Source organism: Xanthomonas hawaiiensis, from assembly GCF_031834635.1.
GTDB classification, from domain to species: Bacteria; Pseudomonadota; Gammaproteobacteria; order Xanthomonadales; family Xanthomonadaceae; genus Xanthomonas_A; species Xanthomonas_A sacchari.
In genome coordinates, this window is sequence record NZ_CP115873.1 from 715184 (window position 1) to 733948 (window position 18765).

An 18765-nucleotide genomic window follows, 5' to 3' on the forward strand; every position below is an offset into this window, starting at 1 on the left:
GTGGGGCGTGTGGAGCGGTTGCTGCCGTGTGGGGTGGATGCCTGGCTGGTGTCCGTACCCTTGTAGAGGGAGATGCTTGGCTGGCGCCCCTACCCTCATCCGCCCCTGCGGGGCACCTCCCCCCGAAAAGGGGGCCATGGTCCCGACGGGAGAAGGGAACCGCCAAAGCCCCTCTCCCGCCGGGAGAGGGGTTGGGGTGAGGGTACGTGCGCGCAGCGCCTCATGGCCCACCGCCGCGCCGCAAACATCCCCCACTGCGCCTTGTCACCACCCCTGCGATAGTCGCCACATCCCGCCCGCCCCAAGCCATTCCCATGAAAATCCTCCTCGCCGGCGCCACCGGCCTGGTCGGCGGCCACGCGCTGACCCAGTTGCTGGCCGAGCCGACCTGCAGCGCGGTGATCGCGCCGACCCGGCGCGCGCTGGCCATGACCCACCCCAAGCTGCACAACCCGGTGCTCGACTTCGACGCGCTGCCGGCACAGGCAGCCTGGTGGCAGGTGCAGGCGGCGATCTGCGCGCTCGGCACCACGATGCGCCAGGCCGGCTCGCGCGAGGCGTTCCGCCGGGTCGATCACGCCTATCCGCTGGCGATCGCGCGGCTGCTGCGCCAGCACGGCGCCGAGGCCTTCGCGCTGAACTCCGCGCTGGGCGCGAATCCGCGGTCATGGGCGTTCTACAACCGGGTCAAGGGCGATCTGGAGCACGACCTGCGCGCGCTCGGCTTTTTCTCGCTGACCCTGGTGCGGCCGGGCCTGATCGGCGGCGAGCGTGCGCAACGTCGTCGCGGCGAGCACGCCGCCAGCGTGGTGCTGCGCGCGCTCGCGCCGCTGCTGCCGCGACGCTACCGGATCAACCCGGCCGCACATATCGCCGCGGCGCTGGTCGATGCCGCGCTGCGGCCGCGTCCGGGCGTGCAGGTGATCGAGGCGGCGCAGCTGGTTTAGGAGCGGGAATTGGAGCGTGGGGATTCGGGATTGGCGATGAAGCGCGAGCGCGCCGCAGTGCGCGCGCGTCGCCTCAGGCGCCCAGCGACTGTCCGCCGTCCACCGCCAGCACCTGGCCGGTGATCCAGCGCGCCTGCGGCGAGGCCAGGAACAGCGCCGCGTTGGCGACGTCGTCGATCGCGCCGAAGGCGCCGAACGGAATGCTGGCGCGGATCTGCCGGTACAGCTCGGGCTGCTGCTGGCGGCGCTGCTCCCACAGCCCGCCGGGGAACTCGATGGACCCCGGTGCGATCGCATTGACCCGGATCCGCTCGCGCGCCAGCTGCGTCGCCAGGGTGGTCGTGTAGTAGTTCAGTGCCGCCTTCGCCGCCGAGTACGCCGGCACCCGCGGCGTCGGCCGCAGGCCGTTGATCGAGCTGATGTTGAGGATGCAGCCGCGGCCGCTGCCGCGCAGGTGCGGCAACGCGGCACGGTTGCAGCGCACCGCGGCCATCAGGTCGATGTCGAAGCCGGCCTGCCAGCTCGCATCGTCGTCGCCATGGCCGTAGCCGGAGGCGTTGTTGACCATCACGTCGATGCCGCCCAGCGCGTTGGCGGCCTGCGCCACCCAGGCCTCGATCTGCGCGGCGTCGGCCAGATCGCAGCCGTGCGCGGCGACCGGATGGCCGTGGCGCTGCAACTGCGCGGCGGCCTCGGCCAGCGGCGCCGGGCTGCGCGCGCAGATCGCCACCGCTGCGCCATGGCGTGCGAAGGCGTCGGCGATGGCAAGGCCGATGCCGCGACTGGCGCCGGCGACGAGCACGCGGTATCCCGCGAAGGCGGACGGATCGGTCATCGGTGGCTCCTGCGTGGCGTGGGGCGTGCGTCGATTATCCGCGCAATCCGCAGCGCGCGGCCGCTTCTGGCACCATGGCGGCCCACCCCACGCAGCGCCGTCCCGCGACGGCCGCCAGAGAGTGGCTGACAACACGTCGCGAGCAGTTCCGTACCCGCTTGGCGGCTGCGCAGTCGTTCTGTTGGCTGCGCTTGTTCCCTTTCCAGGATTTTCCGCAATGAAGAAGACCTACCGGCTCCGCATCGAAGGCAAGCACCCCGACCGCCTGCTCGACGCCGCCAAGCACGACATCCGCAAGTACATCCGCCGCGAGCGCCGCAAGACCCTGCCGGCCGGCGCCGACTACTGGGATTTCGACACCCTGTTCGGCACCGAGGAAGCCACCGCCGCCGTGCTGCCGCCGGCCGAGCTGCTGCGTGCGGTCGACGCGCTGGTGGCCGCTGGCGGCGAGCAGTTCTACGTGGAGATCCGCAGCCGCGCCTGCACGCGGCCGCCGCGGGCCAAGGGCGGGCAGGGTGAAAGCGAGCACGATCCCTTCGAGGACTGAGCGCGATCCGGCGCCCCCGCGCGTCGGGGCACGTGCCGCGCGGCTCAGCCGCCCGCGGGTGGCTCGCCGCCCTGCGCACGCGCCGCGCGCAGCCTGTCCTTCTTGCTCGGCCGCTTGCCCTTGACGCCACCGGTGGAGGCGGACGCTTCCGTGGCCGCGGCGGCCTGCGCCGGCGTCGGCTCGAAACCGGGAATGCGTTCGCGCGGCACGCGCACTCCCTGGCGTTTCTCGATCAGGCGCAGATGCGCCGCGCTGGCGGCATCGACGAAGCTCAGCGCCTGGCCCTCGGCGCCGGCGCGCGCGCTGCGGCCGATGCGGTGGGTGTAGTCCGCGGTGGAGCGCGGCAGATCGTAGTTCACCACCACCGGCAGCGCGGCGATGTCGATGCCGCGCGCGGCCAGGTCGGTGGTCACCAGCACCCGCAATTGTTGCTGGCGGAACGCGTCCAGGGTGCGCTGGCGCCGGCCCTGGGCGAGGTCGCCGTGCAGCGGTTGCGCGGCGATGCCGGCCTTGGCCAGGGCCGTGGCGACCCGTTCGGCATCGCGTCGGCTGGCCACGAACACCAGTGCCCGCGGCCAGGCCTCGTGGTCCAGCAGATGCTGCAGCAAGGCCAGGCGCCGCCCGCTGTCGACCTCGATCGCGCGCTGGCGCAAGGTTGCGGGAATCGGCGCGGCGTCGGCGGCATCGCCGATCCGCCGCGGTGCGCGCAGCAGGCGCGTGGCCAGCGCCGCGATCGGCGCCGGCAGGGTGGCCGAGAACAGCAGGGTCTGCCGCGTCGGCGGCAGCAGGTGCAGCAGCCGCTCCAGTTCGGCGCCGAAGCCCAGGTCGAGCAGGCGGTCGGCCTCGTCCAGCACCAGGTGCGCCACCGCGTCCAACTGCAGCGCGCGCTGCGCCAACAGGTCCAGCAGGCGGCCGGGCGTGGCCACCACCACGTCGGCGCCGCCGCGCAGCGCCAGCATCTGCGGATTGATCGAGACCCCGCCGACCGCCACCACCACCCGCGGTCGCCGCGGCAGTTCCAGGCCCAGCGCGACGAAGGTGTCGGCGACCTGCACCGCGAGTTCGCGGGTGGGCACCAGCACCAGCACGCGGGTGGAGCGCGCCGGCCTGGCCGCCTGCGCGCAGGCCTGCAGCAACGGCAACGCGAACGCCGCGGTCTTGCCGGAACCGGTCTGCGCCATGGCCAGCAGGTCGTGGCCGGCGACGATCAGCGGCACCGCCTGCTGCTGGATCGGCGTGGGCGTCTGCCAGCCGGCACGCGCGAGCGCGGCGGCGAAGGCGGGATACAGCGCGGGCGACAGACCCAGGGAAGCGAACGGCATCGGGGCGGGCAGGGCGCGGGAGAGACCGCACAGTATCGCAGACCCGGCGTAGGAGCGGTTCCGTCGTGTTGCTTTGTGCGATCGCGCGTCGCGGCTGAAGCCGCTCCCACAAGGGAGTGCGGCGAGTGCGCCGGCTGTACTGTGGGAGGGACTTCAGTCCCGACGCATTGCGCCATCGGAACGCCACGTCACTCGTCGCGGCTGATCCCGAAAAGGGGACAAGTGCCGCTCCTACGCGGCGATCGGCGATAGCAGCTGTTGCCAATCCCCAATCCCGAACCGCAACGCACGGCCATCCATGCGGATGGCCATGCGCGTCCTTGCCGGCCTTACTGCGTGCAGGTCACGCCGACGGCGGCGAAGGCGTTGTTGACGGCGGTCACCGAGCGGCCCAGGTCGCTGGCGGCGGTGCGCACGCCGCAGGCGCCGCTGTTGAAGGTGGTGCTGGGCGTCCAGTACAGCTGGTTGGCGCGGGCGAACACCTCGAACGCCATGCGCGTGTTCCAGCCGGAGGTGGTGGCCAGGGTGTAGAACGCCTTGTTGTAGACGCCCGAGGAGTAATGCACGTCCAGGCCGCTGCGGTAGTTGGCGGCGTTGTCGATCGAGCTGCCGTCCTGGGTCGGGTTGGCCATGTAGCGCAGCGCACCGTTGGCCTTGAAGATCTCGGTGCCGACCTTGAAGTCGTTCGTGCCCTTGAGGTAGTACTCGGTGGCCTCGCCGGCCATGTCCGAGAACGCCTCGTTGATGCCGCCGGACTGGCCGGAATAGGTGAGGTTGGAATGCTGCTCGGTGAAGCCGTGCGAGACCTCGTGGCCGGCGACGTCGGCGCTCACCAGCGGATAGAAGCGCGTGTTGCCGTCGCCGAAGTTCATCGTCGAACCGTTCCAGAACGCGTTCTCGTAGCGCGTGCCGTAATGCACGCGCATCACCAGTTGGAAGGTCAGCGGCGCCACGCCGACGTAGCTGCGGTACATCTTCTCGATCACGCCGCCGAAGTAGTGCGCGTCGTTGATCGGCGAGTAGGCACCGTTGATGGTCTTGTAGGTGTTGCGCGGGCAGGTGAACTGGTAAGCGGTGGTGCCGGAGCTGCCGCCGTTGAGGTTCACCGACTTGACGTTGGTGTTCTGCATGCGGCAGCTGTCGTCCACCTCCAGGAAGCCGTGGATGCTGTCGCTGCCGTACTCGTACTGGCCGGTCTTGGCGTTGCCGCCGGGGCCGGTGGCGTCGCGGGTGGTCAGCGCGTCCCACTGCTTGAGGATGGCGCCGCTGCGCGCATCCACGATCACGAACGGCCGGCTCGGCGCGCCGCCCTGCGGCGCATCGGCAAAGAACGACACCACATAGGCCAGGTGCGCGCGGTCGCTGTCGTCCAGATAGATCATCTGCGGCGCCTGCGCGCGTTCGATGCGGCGCTCGGCCTGCGCGGCGCCCAGCGCGACGCGCTGGGCGACACGCAGCGCGGCATCGGCGCTCAGCGACGCGCTGGCGGCGTTGGCGGCGGTCGCCGGCAGTTCGCTGGCCAGCCCGGCGACGGAGCGCCCGAACAGGCTGCGCACGCTGCCGTCGGCACGTTCGCTGACGATCACCTGCTCGCCCCACACCGGAATGCCGCGGAAGGTCTGCTGGTAGCGGCGGTGTACGGTGCCGTCGGCATCTTCGCTGCTGCCGAGCAGGGTGAGTGCGGACTCGGCATCCAGCCCGATCAGCTCGGCATGGCGCACCGCAGGCGCGGCCGGGATGCCGCCGACGCGGGCGGCGGCACTGCGGTACTGGGTGCCGAGCGTGTCCGGGTTCTTGGCGTGCAGGTCAATGCGTTGCGCCGCGTGCGCGGACGTGGCGGCGAGCGCAAGCAGCAGGGACGGCAGCAGTGCCAACGGGCGATGACGAAGCGACTGGGTCATGTGCGGAATCCTCGAGCGCAAGAAGGAAGGACGCGCCGTCGCGGCAGCGAAGCGGCCGTGGCGCGATGCGTGGCATGACGTTTCCTGGCAGTGCGACCGATCGGCGCAGTGCCTCCCCTGTGCAGCGACCATAACGGCGTCGTCGCGTCGCGTGGTAGACAGGTTGCGTTAAGGATTTTGCATCGAGCGGATGCGGTGTTGTCGTACACGCGACGTGCGATGCGCGGTCGTGCCAAGGTGGTCCGCCATCACGGTGCCAGGCAGGTCGACTGATGTGCACCGGATGCACGCGAAGCGCTTGGCAGCACCAATCCAAGGCCGCCGGGAGCGCTTGGTCACTGCACGGTGGGAGGGGTTTCAGCCCCGACGCGCTGTGCTGGAATTGCCCGGAGAATCATCCCGCGATGTGCAAGACCGCAGGAAATACGCGCTCCTGTCTCGTGGCTTCCGCTGCAGAACGGCCTCAATCACGACGCCTTTGGTGCGTCGCGTCGGGACTGAAGTCCCTCCCACAATGGTGGCGCATCCGCTGCACATGGCGCAGCAGATGCGCGGCCTGATGTCAGGCAGGTCGGCCGATGTGCAACGAATGCATGCCTAGGCGATCGGCAGCACCAATCCCGGACCGCCGGTAGCGCTTGATCACTGCACTGTGGGAGGGGCTTCGCACTGTGGGAGGGGCTTCAGCCCCGACGCGCTGTGCTGGAACTGCTCGGGGGATCATCCCGCGGTGTGCAAGACCGCAGAGAAACACGCGCGCCTCTACGTCGCCTCCGGGGCATCCGTTGCAGAGGGGCTTGAACCCCGACGCCTTTTTGTTCATCGCGTCGGGACTGAAGTCCCTCCCACAATGGCGGTGCATACCACCCTGGCGGCGCATCTACAGCGTCAGGCGCGGCAGATGCACCGCCTGGCGTCAGGCGGTCGGCTGATATCCAAGGCGGTGGTGGCTCAGCCCGGTAGCGCCAGGTCGTCGATCATCGCGCGCAGGAAGCGTGCCGCTTCGCCGCCTGTGCAGGCGCGGTGGTCGAAGCTCAGCGACAGCGGCAGGATCTTGTGCGTCTCCACGCCGCCCATCACTGGCACCACCTGGTGGCGGGCACGGCCGGCGGCGACGATGGCCACGCATGGCGGCACCACGATCGGCGTGGCATAGCGGCCGGCGAACATGCCGAAGTTGGACAGCGAGATGGTGTAGCCGCTCAGTTCCGAGGCCGGAATGCTGCGCGCCTCCACCTGCTGGCGCAGGCGGTTGATGCCTTCGCGCACGCCGCGCGCATCGAGCATGTCGGCGTTGCGCAGGGCCGGCACGAACAGGCCGTCGTCGGTGTCCACGGCGATGCCGATGTCCACGTGCGCGTGCAGGGTGCGGGTCAGCGCCTCGCCGTCGAACCAGGCGTTGAGCGCCGGCACCGCCTGGCAGGCGGCGACGATCGCGCGCACCAAGCGCCCGGTGGTGTCGTTGCCCGGCGTCCATGCGTGCAGGTCGGCATCGTCGTTGAGCGTGGTCAGCACCACCTGGCGCTGCGCCTCGGCCATCACCCGCGCCATGTTGCGGCGCACGCCCTTCAGCGGCTCGGGCTGGCCCTGCACGGCCACGCCCGGCGGCTGCGTACGCATCGGCTTGCCGGCGGCGGAGAGTGGAGTGCGCGTAGGTGCGGCTTGGGGTGTGCGCGCTGTCGTAGGAGCGGCTTCAGCCGCGACGGCAGGATGGCGTGGGGTCGCGGTTGAAGCCGCTCCTACGACGGCGCCGGCCTTCGCCGAGCCATCCGCGGCGGCCTGCTTGACGTCGGCCAGGGTGACCGCGCCGTCGGCGCCGCTGGCGCGCACGCGGCCCAGGTCCACGCCCAGCTTCTTGGCCAGGGCGCGCACCGCGGGCATCGCGCGCACGCCGCCGACCGACACGGCTTGCTCGCTGTGCACGCTGTTGGAGCTCTGCATCGCGCCGACCACGGTGCCGGCATCGTCGCGTTCGCCCGCGGCCTGCGCGTTGTCGGCGTCGTGCAGTTCGCCGCCGTCGTCGGAGGCGACCACGCGGTCGTCGGCCGCGGCGGTGTCGGCGCCGGCGCCCTTGCCGGACGCGGCGGGTGCCGCGCCGCCGTGGTGATGGCCGGTGTCCTGGCCTTCGGCGCGCTGCGGCAGGGTCGGGTCGGGCGCGAACTGCGCCAGCATGCTGCCGGTGACGACGATGTCGCCCGGCGCGCCGGCCAGCTTCAGCACCTTGCCGGACACCGGCGAGGGCACTTCGACCACCGCCTTGGCGGTTTCCATCGACACCAGCGGCTCGTCCAGCCGGATGGTGTCGCCTTCCTTGACGAACCACTCGACGATGGTGGCGTCGGGCAGGCCTTCGCCCAGGTCGGGCAGATTGAAATTCTTGGTTTGGCTCATGTGGTCTCTTCCAGCAGTTCCAGGTCGCGTGCCGGCAGCCAGCCCTGCGTGCCGTCGGCGCGCTCGGCCCACCACCAGTCGCCGTATTCGTGATGCAGGACGACGGTGTCGCCCTGCGCGGCATCGAGTTCGCGCGCGTCGTAGTCGCGCAGCGCCACAGCATGGCCGTCGCCGGTCGGCTGCAGCCAGGCCAGCGGCGCCCAGCCGGCGCTGCCGGCGGCATTGGTGATCCAGACGAACGCGGGCCACTCTTCGTCGCGCACGCCCAGCGCGACCCGCTCGCCGGCGGCGATGCGGATCGGATGCGGATAGGCGGCGCGGTAATCGCTGATCAAACGTGCCTGCATGTCAACCCGCGGCCATCGCCCGCTTGGCCGCCGCGACGATCTTGTCGGTGCTCGGCAGGTACTTCATCTCCAGCCGGAACAGCGGGATGTGGGTGTCGTAGCCGGTCACGCGCTGCACCGGCGCGACCAGGTCGTACATCGACTGCTCGGCCAGGCGCGCGGCGATCTCGGCGCCGAAGCCGGCGCTGCGCGGGGCCTCCTGCACGATCACGCAGCGGCCGGTGCGCGCCACCGATTCGGCGATGGTGTCGAAGTCCAGCGGGCGCAGCGTGGCCACGTCGATCACTTCGGCGCTGATGCCGTCGGCGGCGAGCCGGTCGGCGGCCTCCAGCGCTTCCTTGACCTGCGCGCCCCAGGCGACCAGGGTCACGTCGGTGCCGTCGCGCAGCACGAAGCACACGTCCAGCGGCAACGCCTCGCCGTCGTCGGCGACCACTTCCTTGTACTGCCGGTAGATGCGCTTGGGTTCCATGTAGATCACCGGATCCGGCTCGCGGATCGCCGCCAGCAGCAGGCCGTAGGCGCGCTGCGGCGAGGACGGCAGCACCACGCGCAGGCCCGGCACGTTGGTGAAGATCGCTTCGTTGGCTTCGCTGTGGTGCTCCGGCGCGCGGATGCCGCCGCCCCACGGCACGCGCAGCACCATCGGGCAGTGCAGGCGGCCGCGGGTGCGGGTGCGCAGGCGCGCGGCGTGGCAGATCAGGTGATCGACCATCGGGTAGACGAAGCCGTCGAACTGCGCTTCGGCCACCGGCTTCATGCCCTGCGCGGCCAGGCCGACGCTGAGCCCGGCGATGGTGGTCTCGTCCAGCGGGGTGTCGAGCACGCGCTGCGCGCCGAAGCGCTGCTGCAGGCCGGCGGTGGCGCGGAACACGCCGCCGTTGACGCCCACGTCCTCGCCCAGCACCAGCACTGACGGGTCGTGCTGCAGTTCCCAGGCCAGCGCCTGGGTCACCGCTTCGATCAGGGTAATGGGCGTGCTGGTCATCGGGCTGTCTCCGCGCGCGGTGGCGGCGCTGTGGGCGGTGCCGGCCGCAGACGCGGCCGCGTGGTCGGCGAGGCGGGGGCTCAACTCATCCATGGCGCTGCTCCAGGGCGATGGCCTCGGCGCGCTGCGCGAGCAGGTCCGGCGGCGGGTCGGCGTACAGGTAATCGAACATGGCTTCCACCGGCTGCACCGGGGTTTCCAGGTACGCATTGAGTTCGATGTCGGCCAGGCGCGCGCATTCCTGCTTCCAGGCCGCTTCCTCGTCCTCGCTCCACAGGCCCTGCGCGCTCAGCCAGGCGCGCAGGCGCAGCAGCGGCTCGCGTTCCCAGGCCTGCTTGACCTCGGCATCGTCGCGGTAGCGGCGCGCATCGTCGGCGGTGGTGTGGTCGGACAGGCGGTAGGTCATGAACTCGATCACCGTGCCGCCCTGGCCGGCCAGCGCACGCTCGCGCGCCTGGCGCATCGCCTCCAGCACCGCGATCAGGTCGTTGCCGTCCACCTGCAGGCAGTGCAGGCCGCCGGCCAGGCCCTTCTGCGCCAGGGTCTGCGCGCCGGTCTGCGCATTGCGTGGCACCGAAATCGCCCAGCCGTTGTTGATCACGCACAGGATCAGCGGCAACTGGTAGGCGCCGGCGGAGTTGAGCGCGGCGTAGAAGTCGGTCTTGGACGAGCCGCCGTCGCCGCAGGTGGCCACCGCCACCTGTGCCTCGCCGCGCAGCTTGAACGCCAGCGCGGCGCCGGCGGCATGCAGGCACTGGGTGGAGATCGGCACGCAGATCGGGAAATCGCGGGCGGCGTCGGAATCGCGCTGGTAGTCGTTGCCGCGCTCGTCGCCGCCCCAGTACAGCAGCACTTCGCGCGGACGCACGCCGCGCATGAACATGGCGCCGTATTCGCGGTAGCTGGGCGCCAGCACGTCGCCGCGGCGCATCGATGCGCCGATGCCGACGTGGGTGGCCTCGTGGCCCAGGCAGGAGGCGTAGGTGCCCAGCTTGCCGGTGCGCTGCAGGGCCACCGCCTTGCTGTCGAAGGTGCGCACGTAGAGCATCTGCTTGAACAGCGCCAGCAGCGTCTGCGGGTTGGCCGAATCGGCCGGAAGCGCGTCGCGGACCGGCTGGCCGCCCGCGTCGAGGTACTGCAGGAACTCAATTTCGAACTGGGCGGCGATGGGCATGGCGATGGCGCTCTCGACAACAAGTTTCAAATGATATGAGTCGGCATGTTAAGGAAGCCGTGCACAAAAGCCGTCGTGCACCGCAGCACGTGGCGATGCCGTATCGCACAAGAAAAGCGTGGTCCTCTCGCGTTGCCGATTGATGGCGTTGGGTATCGACGATGTTGCAGTGCGATGCATGCCGTTCATGTGCGCGTGGGTGTCCACCGGTGGCGGTGGAGATGCCCGCGATGCGGCGCGCGCGCCGGAGGGCGCGCACATCGGACAACGGCAGAAGGCGCGCACATGCAGCCGCGGCGCGAGGGCGTCCCGCATCGCCGCACCCTCAAGCCGTATGGGCGTCGCCTCGTAGGAGCGGCTTCAGCCGCGACGGGCTTTACCGGGAATGCCCCATCGCGGCTGAAGCCGCTCCGACGCGATAGTGATGGGCGCCGCTGAATGTCGACAGCACGTGATCGGCGCCGGGATGGCGTTGCCCCAAGCAAAAAGGGCGTGGCCTCGCGGCCACGCCCTTCCACTTGCACCGCTTGCCGCGATCAGCGGCCGAACAGGCGCAGCCCCTCCACGCGGGTGCTGAAGCGCGCGCTGTTGTCGCTGGGATCGGCGTCGGCCGAGGTCGAGCCGGCGCTGGCGCCGATCACGATCTGGCGATCGGCCGGCAGTGGCCGCGTCGCCAGGCTCAGGCGGAACGCGGCGCTGGCGCCGGGCGCCAGGTCGGCGCCGCTGCGGCACTGGAAGCGCGCACTGCGCAGGCCGTGGTTCTGCCGCACGCACTGCCAGCCGCGCGGCGGCACCAGCGCGGTGAGCGCCGACAGGGTGCTGCCGTCGATCTCCAGGCTGGCGCCCTGCACCGGCGCATTGCCGTGGTTGCGCACGTCGATGCGGTAGTCGGCGAAGAACGCCAGGAACGGCAGGGTCGCCGGGCCGTCGATCGACACCGCCAGGTCGCCGGCCGGACGCGCCTGCACCGCCACGGTGGCGCCGCCGCCGTTGTCGCCGGGGTTGGGGTCCTCGGTCTGCGAGGCCACCGACGCGGCCAGGCTCAGGCTGCGCCCGACCAGGGCGGCGCCGGCCGGCACCGCCACCTCGAAGCGCGGCGTGGTGCCGGCGGCGAATTGCGCGATGCTGCAGGTGACCACGGTCTGCGCAGCCACCTCCGGCGCGGCGCAGTCCCAGCCCGGGGCCGCGGTCACGCTCGGGGTCACCGCCGCGTCCAGGGCGAAGGCGACCGCGGCGGCGCGCGCCGCGTCCGGACCGGCATTGGCCAGGTCCACGCTGTAGCGGATGGTGTCGCCGGCATAGACCGACGCGTTGGCGGCGCTCACGCGCAGGCTCAGGTCGGCGCGCTCCAGCGGCTTGAGCTTGATCAGCACCACCGCCGGGTCGTGGTCGGACAGCCGCGCCGGCGAGTTGGCGTCGTTGCGGGCCACGGCCGGGAAGTCGGCGTTGAGCCGCGCATGGGCTTCGCTGAGGCCGGCGATCTGCGCCGAGCGCATCAGCGCGCGGTTGGCCAGGATGTGGTCCAGCGACTGCACGTTGCCGTCGTAGGCGTAGGAGTAGCTCTGGTCCGGCGTCGACAGCAGGGTCAGGTTGTACAGCGCCGGGTCGACCAGGGTGGCGCCGTCGCCGGGCACCACGGTCTGCGCGTCCGCCGCCGGCAGGCCGGTGATGGTGCCCATCGCATCGACGTAGCCGTCGTTGAACTCGAAGGCGTTGAAGTCGCCCATCACCAGCAACTGCTCGTTGGGATCGGCGGCCTGGCGCGCCTGCAGCAGGTTGGCCAGGAACACCGCCTGCGCCTGGCGCTTGGCGCGGATGCGCTGGCCGCTGGCGTCGTCGGTCTCGGCGCCGTTGAGCGAACGCTGGTGCACCTCGACCACGGTCAGCGGCAGCGCGCGGCCGTCGGCGAAATGCACCACCGCCTTCAGCAGCAGCGGCGGGCGGTCGTTGAGCAGGCTCACGGTGCCGCTGGGCTCGGTCCAGGTGGCGGCCTTGCCTTCCTGGCTCACCGAGACCACCTCGACGCGGGCGATACCGGCGCCGACCTGCGCGGTCTTGACCAGGAAGCCGACGTCGATGCCGCCCACGTCGTTGCCTTCCTGCAGGTAGGCCACGTACTGCGGATCGGGCTGGCCGGCGGCCACCGCATCGCGGTTGACGCGGTCGGCCAGGGTCTGCAGCACGCTCAGGTTCTCGATCTCCACCGTGCCGAGGATGTCGGGGGTGTTGAGGTAGTTGCGGATCGCCAGCGAGGCCTTGTTGAGGCGCGCCTGGTAGGCGGCCGCGGTCAGCACCGGTTCGCCGATCGCCGGATCGTTCTGGTCGTCGAAGAAGCGCTCCATGTTGTAGGTGGCGATGTTGACGTCGTCGGCCTGCGGCGCGGGGGCGGCCTTGGGCTGGTCGGCGCCGTTGCACTGCACGGTGGGCGCGGTTTCCGGGTAGATCGTGTAGCGGCGGAAGCTGTAGTCCAGCGGACCGCTGACGCCGAGCACGGTGCAGCCGGCGGCCACGTCGATGCGCTCGCCGCCGAGGCCGGCGCTGCCGACCGCGATCACCTGCGGGCTGGTGTTCCAGCGCGGCACATCGGCCGGCGAGCCGGCCGGCAGCGCGTCGGGCTGCTGCACGCCGGCAGTGCGCCAGGCGCGCGGCAGGCCGGTGACCACGGCATGGAACACGCCGTTGCTGGTCGCGCTGGCGTTGGTCTCGTTGACGTTGCCCAGGGTCGGGGTGTTGACGGTCAGGCTGGGCACGGTGACGCGCATGCCTTCCAGGCGCTCGAGCTGGTCGTAGGCGCCGTTCGGGTCGGGGAAGCGGGTGGTCAGCTCGACCGCGGCCGGCAACGGATTGCCGGTGGACTGCAGCAGCACCGTCGGCGAGCTCAGTTCGGTCAGCGGCGGCTGGCTGGGGTCGGTGCTGGGCACGTATTCGACCACCGTGGCCTGCACCCTCACCGCGTTGCCCACCGCGGCCTCGGCCGGCGGCGCGCTGCCGGTGTAGACGTAGATGCCTTCGGAGGTGAGCGGGTCGGCATCGGCCTGGGCGTCGGGCGTCTGCAGGAAGAAGCCGGCGCTGCGGCGCGCGGTGACGATGCCGCTGGTGGCGACCACCTGGCCGACCAGCGGCGAGCGCGCGCCGCTGCCCTGGATGCTGTGGATCGGCACCAGGTTGAAGTCGTCGTTGAGGATCACCCCGCTGGCGGTCAGCGTGGCCGGCAGCGCACCGCTGACGCCGCTGATGTCGAGGTAGAAGGTCTCGTCGGGTTCGTTGCTGGTGTCGCCGTTGACCAGCACGCGCACCTCGGCGCTGCTTTCGCCGGCCGGGATGGTCACCTGGGTCGCGGCCAGCGCCTGGTAGTCGCTGCCGGCGGTGGCGGTGCCGTCGCGGGTGGCGGCGGTGAAAGTGACGCCGGCGCTGCCGGCCGGCTGGCTCAGCGTCACAGTGAACACGAACGCGCTGCTGCCGCTGTCGCCCTCGGCGCGGCTGACGTTGGCCACGCTGGCCACCGGCAGGTTGCCGCCGCCGCACAGGCTGACCGGCGCAGCGCTGTTGCGCGGGGTCGGCGCGCCGGTGGCGAAGTCGGCGTTGTTGTTGTCGCTGTCGGTGCAGCCGCCGTTGCCGCGCAGCACCGCCAGGGTGTTGCTGGGCGCGGCGGTCGGGGCGCTGCCTTCGGCGCAGCTGGCGCTGCTGCCGTAGCCGACGAAGTCGGCGTTGCCGGCCGGGCAGGCGCCGCTCAGCGCAGCGCTGCCCTTGCTCAGCGCGATCTTGCCGGCGGTGCCGCTCATGGCGATGGTGCCGGTGGCGTCGGGCGTGGGCAGCGCGGTGCTGCCGCCGCTGCCGTCGGCCTGCTTGACCAGGTAATAGCCGCCCGGCGCGATGCTGCCGCTCAGCGGGGTGACCTGCCAGCTGCTGCCGGCGGCCGAGGCGTACTGCACCGACCAGCCGGCCAGGCTCACCGCCTCGCTGCCGTTGTTGTGCAATTCGACGAAATCGCTCTTGTAGGTGGCGCCGCTGTTGCCGCCACCGCCATAGACCTGGCTGATGACCACCTGGGCCTGGGCGTACCCGGCACAACCCAGCGCGCACGACAACACTGCAGCTCGAAGCAGCATGGTTCGCATGAACAAGATCTCCCCAATCCTTGAAGACGTGGATTAACGCGGATGAATCGACGGCGCCCCCAGCGCCGCCGACGATTGTGCCGGAGTTTGACAACCGGTGCTGACCAATGTGTGACATTCGTCGCTGCGGTACCCTTGCCGGCCCGGAACGCCCACGCCGCCCATGCCCGTCGAACAGAACCAGCGCCCGCTCGAAGCCGGCATCCACACCGACCTGGAAGGCCGCCTGACCTACGGCGGCTACCTGCGCCTGGACCGGTTGCTGTCGGCGCAACAGCCGCTGTCCAATCCGCCGCACCACGACGAACTGCTGTTCATCGTCCAGCACCAGACCTCGGAGCTGTGGCTGAAGCTGCTGGCGCACGAGCTGGGCGCGGCGATCGCGCATCTGCAGCGCGACCAGGTCTGGCAGTGCCGCAAGGTGCTGGCGCGCAGTAAGCAGGTGCTGCGCCTGCTGACCGAGCAGTGGTCGGTGCTGGAGACCCTGACCCCGTCCGAGTACATGGGTTTCCGCGACGTGCTGGGCCCGTCCTCCGGGTTCCAGTCGCTGCAGTACCGCACCATCGAATTCATGCTCGGCAACAAGAACGCGCAGATGCTGCCGGTGTTCGACCACGACCCGCAGGGCCAGGCGGCGCTGCAGGCGGTGCTGGAAGCGCCCAGCCTGTACGAGGAATTCCTGCGCTATCTGGCCCGTTTCGGCCACGCGGTGCCGGCGCCGTACCACGCCCGCGACTGGCGCCAGCCGCACGTCAGCGACCCGCTGCTGCGCCCGGTGTTCGAGCGCATCTACGAGAACACCGACCGCTACTGGCGCGAATACGCGCTGTGCGAGGACCTGGTGGACCTGGAGACCCAGTTCCAGCTGTGGCGCTTCCGCCACATGCGCACGGTGATGCGGGTGATCGGCTTCAAGCGCGGCACCGGCGGTTCCAGCGGCGTCGGCTTCCTGCAGCAGGCGCTGGCGCTGACCTTCTTCCCGGAACTGTTCGAGGTGCGGACCTCGGTGGGGCTGGAGGGCCGGGACGCGGGCATTGCGGACGTGGCGGCGGCAGGGCAGGGACCGTCCTCGCAGTAGCCACCGAACCTCGGTCGCGCCTGAGCCGGCCGCGCCGCTGACCATTCGGTGCCGCGACAGCATGTTCGCATGCAGCAATCCGTGCGGCCGCGGCGGTCGCCGTTCCGCCGCGAAGATGGCGGTTCTGCGGGGTCTGCGCCTGGACAGTGCGGCATCCGGGCCGTCGAGGATTTGACGCCACGCCGTCGCTCGGTGATCCTCGCCCGTTGCCCGGCCTGGCCGGCCGCACCGCCCCAGCCCATCCTGAATACGCAAGGGAACACCGCATGAGCGTTGACGTCGTCGCGTCGAACCACCCCGCCTCACCGCAACCGCCGTCAGCGCAACCGCCCGAATTCAAGACCCTGTTGGGGCATCCGCGTCCCCTGTGGATGCTGTTCATGACCGAGTTCTGGGAACGCTTCGCGTTCTACGGCATTCGCTGGGCGCTGGTGCTGTACATCGTGGCGCAGTTCTATGACGGCCAGGGCGCCGGTCAGGCGCCGGCCAGCGCCACCTACGGCGCGTATCTCGCACTGGTGTACGCCGCGGCGATCTTCGGCGGCTACATCGCCGACCGGGTACTCGGCTACCAGCGCTCAATCCTGGTCGGCGCGGCGGTCATGTCCACCGGCCTGTTCCTGATCTCCGTGCCCAACCCGCAGATCTTCGAACTGGGCCTGGCCACCGTGGTGGTCGGCAACGGCCTGTTCAAACCCAACATCTCGACCATGGTCGGCAAGCTGTACAGCGCCGCCGATCCTCGCCGCGACAGCGGGTTCACCATCTTCTACATGGGCATCAACCTGGGCGCGATGATCGCGCCGTGGCTGACCCAGCAGCTGGCCGAGAAGGTGTTCGGCACCGAAGCGATGCCGTCCTACAAGATGGTGTTCATCGCCTCGGGCATCGGCATGCTGATCAGCCTGGTGTGGTTCTGGTTCGGCCGCCGCCAGCTCAAGGGCATCGGCGCGCCGTTGCCGGGCGGTGCCGGCGGCATGCGCGTGGTCTACGTGCTGCTGGGCATGCTGTTGGCGATCCCGGCGGTCTACCTGGCGCTGGCTGCCGGCGCCGAAGTCCTGCAGTGGATTCTCAGCACCATGTTCGTGGCGTTGGCGGTCATGCTGCTGGTGGAAGGCATCCGCAACGGCAAGGTGGCGCGCGACAAGGTGATCGCGATGCTGATCATCTTCGCCTTCAACGTGCTGTTCTGGATGTTCTTCGAGCAGGCCGGCAGTTCGTTCACCTTCCTCGCCGACGAGATCGTCAATCGCCAGTTCGGCGACTGGACGTTCCCGACCGCGTGGTTCCAGTCGGTCAATTCGCTGGCGATCATCACCCTGGCGCCGATCATCGCCTGGATCTGGGTCAAGGCCGGCCGCTTCAATCCGTCGATCTCGCGCAAGTTCGCGCTCGGCCTGGCGTTCAACGGCCTGGCCTTCCTGCTGCTGATGTTCGCGCTGTCGAGCCTGGTCAACGACGCCGGTAAGATCCCGTTCTGGACGCTGTTCATGGTCTATGTCATTCAGTCGGTGGGCGAGCTGTGCCTGTCGCCGATCGGGTTGTCGATGGTGACCAAGCTGGCACCGGTGCGGCTGGTCGGCTTCGGCATGGGCGGCTGGTTCCTGTCCACCGGCATCGGCAACAACCTGTCCGGCATCTTCGCCAGCCATGTCAGCGGCGAAGGCGGCATGACCGTGTCGTCCGCGCTGGGCGGGTATACCTTCGGCTTCTGGGCGTTGCTGGGCGCCGGCGTGGTGCTGTTCCTGATCGCGCCGCTGATCAGCAAGCTGATGCACGGTGTGAAGTGACATGAGGACCAAGCAATGGCAATGAACAAGACGATCTGCGCTGCCCTGGCGGCGATCCTGGCCCTGGGCGGCTGCAGCCAGACGGCGCCGCCCGACGATCAGGCGCCGGCCAAGCCGCTGGACACCTCGGTGCAGAAGCCACCGGTGGCCGATCCCAACCAGCCGGTGGCCTCGGGCAATACCCCGGCCGCCGCCGACATCGCCGCGGCCAAGGCACTGGGCGCGCAGTTCGATCCGCAGCGCAACCCGGCCGACGACCTCGAGACCGCCATGGTCGAGGCCAAGCGTGGCGGCAAGCGCATCCTGCTCGACGTGGGCAACGAGGCCTGCGACTGGTGCCATACCCTGGATACCTTCATCGAGGGCGATGCGGAGCTGCGCAGCTTCCGCGACGCCAACTTCGTCTGGGTCAAGGTCAACGTCAGCGACGCCAACAAGAACGAGGCGTTCATGGCGCAGTACCCGAAGATCGTCGACTTCCCGCACCTGCTGGTGCTCGACGCCGACGGCAAGCTGCTGCACTCGCAGATACTCGCCGACCTGCAGAAGGGCAAGGACTACGACCGCAAGAAGTTCTCGGACTTCCTCAAGGAATGGGCGCCGCCCAAGGCCTGAGCGGCGGCGACGCCTGGTTTTTTCGTAGGAGCGGCTTCAGCCGCGACCGGGGCACTCGGAATGCCTGGTCGCGACTGATCCCACAAAAGGGGACAAGAGCCGCTCCTACGGTGTTTAAGGCCCCGGTTCTACCGGCACCGGCGCCTCAGCGCCCGGTCATGCTCGGCAGGCCCTCGGCCGCCAGCCGGTCGATCAGCCGGTTCAGCAACCGCTGCTCGTCCTCGCTGAAGGGCGCCAGCAGGCGCCGTTCGCACTCCAGCACCATCGGCGCCACCACCTGGTACACCTCCACCCCGGCCGCGGTCAGGTGCAGCACCGAGCGGCGGCGGTCGTCGCCATGGGTCTCGCGCTGGATGAACCCGCGCTCCAGTTGCCGCGCCACCGCCCGGCTCACCGCCACCTTGTCCATCGCGGTGCGCTCGGAGACCTCGCCGGCCGAGAGCCCCGGATACAGCGCCAGCACCGCCATTACCCGCCACTCGGTCACCGCCATGCCGTAGCGCTCGCCGTAGACGCGGGCGATGTTGCTGCTGATGCGGTTGGACAGCACGCTGATCCGGTACGGCAGGAACCGTTCCAGATCCAGGGAGGGCGAGTCGGGCGTCGGGGCGGGCGTGGCGATCGTCATGCTGCATTGCACCTTGCTGGTGGTTTCACTTGTAACTATAACGGAGGATACTACGGTCCATTCTCGCGAGTCTGGCGCCCGTCC

At 70.2% G+C, this 18765-nt stretch carries 14 protein-coding genes; 5 read left to right on the forward strand and 9 right to left on the reverse strand.

The window, feature by feature from the left end; translation table 11 throughout:
• Positions 1-314: 314 nt before the first annotated feature.
• Positions 315-947: a Rossmann-fold NAD(P)-binding domain-containing protein gene (locus PG878_RS03155; protein ID WP_209032217.1), complete on the forward strand. Its 633-nt coding sequence runs from the start codon at positions 315-317 to the stop codon at positions 945-947.
• A 73-nt stretch (positions 948-1020) separates the two neighbouring features.
• On the opposite strand, the gene PG878_RS03160 is transcribed toward PG878_RS03155, so the two are convergent.
• Entirely contained in the window at positions 1021-1782 is a 762-nt protein-coding gene (locus PG878_RS03160; protein ID WP_209032216.1) for an SDR family NAD(P)-dependent oxidoreductase, read from the reverse strand.
• Between the two features lie 217 nt (positions 1783-1999).
• On the opposite strand from PG878_RS03160, the gene PG878_RS03165 reads away from it, so the two are divergent.
• Positions 2000-2329: a DUF6172 family protein gene (locus PG878_RS03165; protein WP_209032215.1), complete on the forward strand. Its 330-nt coding sequence runs from the start codon at positions 2000-2002 to the stop codon at positions 2327-2329.
• Between the two features lie 44 nt (positions 2330-2373).
• On the opposite strand, the gene PG878_RS03170 is transcribed toward PG878_RS03165, so the two are convergent.
• From PG878_RS03170 to PG878_RS03200, 7 genes are all read right to left on the reverse strand, one after another.
• Positions 2374-3651 (reverse strand): DEAD/DEAH box helicase, encoded by a 1278-nt coding sequence (locus PG878_RS03170; protein ID WP_209032214.1) that lies wholly within the window; start codon positions 3649-3651, stop codon positions 2374-2376.
• Positions 3652-3980: 329 nt separating this feature from the next.
• The gene (locus tag PG878_RS03175) at positions 3981-5552 is read right to left on the reverse strand and encodes a M4 family metallopeptidase (RefSeq protein ID WP_209032213.1); all 1572 of its coding nucleotides are present in this window, start codon (positions 5550-5552) and stop codon (positions 3981-3983) included.
• A gap of 951 nt (positions 5553-6503) precedes the next feature.
• A complete protein-coding gene (locus tag PG878_RS03180; RefSeq protein ID WP_209032212.1) occupies positions 6504-7943 on the reverse strand; it encodes a dihydrolipoamide acetyltransferase family protein in 1440 nt (479 codons plus the stop codon).
• A complete protein-coding gene (locus tag PG878_RS03185) occupies positions 7940-8290 on the reverse strand; it encodes an SH3 domain-containing protein (protein WP_209032211.1) in 351 nt (116 codons plus the stop codon). Before PG878_RS03185 ends, PG878_RS03180 begins: the two co-directional genes overlap by 4 nt.
• Position 8291: 1 nt before the next feature.
• A complete protein-coding gene (locus PG878_RS03190) occupies positions 8292-9371 on the reverse strand; it encodes an alpha-ketoacid dehydrogenase subunit beta (RefSeq protein WP_152240084.1) in 1080 nt (359 codons plus the stop codon).
• The gene (gene pdhA, locus PG878_RS03195) at positions 9364-10452 is read right to left on the reverse strand and encodes a pyruvate dehydrogenase (acetyl-transferring) E1 component subunit alpha (protein WP_209032210.1); all 1089 of its coding nucleotides are present in this window, start codon (positions 10450-10452) and stop codon (positions 9364-9366) included. Before pdhA ends, PG878_RS03190 begins: the two co-directional genes overlap by 8 nt.
• A 536-nt stretch (positions 10453-10988) precedes the next feature.
• A complete protein-coding gene (locus PG878_RS03200) occupies positions 10989-14570 on the reverse strand; it encodes a lamin tail domain-containing protein (RefSeq protein WP_209032209.1) in 3582 nt (1193 codons plus the stop codon).
• 163 nt (positions 14571-14733) lie between these two features.
• Between PG878_RS03200 and PG878_RS03205 the strand changes: the two genes are divergently transcribed.
• The 3 genes from PG878_RS03205 to PG878_RS03215 all read left to right on the forward strand — a co-directional run bounded on the left by PG878_RS03205 (position 14734) and on the right by PG878_RS03215 (position 18053).
• Positions 14734-15648: a tryptophan 2,3-dioxygenase gene (locus PG878_RS03205; RefSeq protein WP_209032208.1), complete on the forward strand. Its 915-nt coding sequence runs from the start codon at positions 14734-14736 to the stop codon at positions 15646-15648.
• Between the two features lie 266 nt (positions 15649-15914).
• The gene (locus PG878_RS03210) at positions 15915-17438 is read left to right on the forward strand and encodes a peptide MFS transporter (RefSeq protein WP_209032207.1); all 1524 of its coding nucleotides are present in this window, start codon (positions 15915-15917) and stop codon (positions 17436-17438) included.
• Between the two features lie 15 nt (positions 17439-17453).
• Complete coding sequence (locus tag PG878_RS03215) at positions 17454-18053, forward strand: thioredoxin family protein (RefSeq protein ID WP_209032206.1); 600 nt, start codon at positions 17454-17456, stop codon at positions 18051-18053.
• Between the two features lie 145 nt (positions 18054-18198).
• On the opposite strand, the gene PG878_RS03220 is transcribed toward PG878_RS03215, so the two are convergent.
• A complete protein-coding gene (locus PG878_RS03220) occupies positions 18199-18681 on the reverse strand; it encodes a MarR family winged helix-turn-helix transcriptional regulator (RefSeq protein WP_010341302.1) in 483 nt (160 codons plus the stop codon).
• Positions 18682-18765 lie beyond the last annotated feature (84 nt).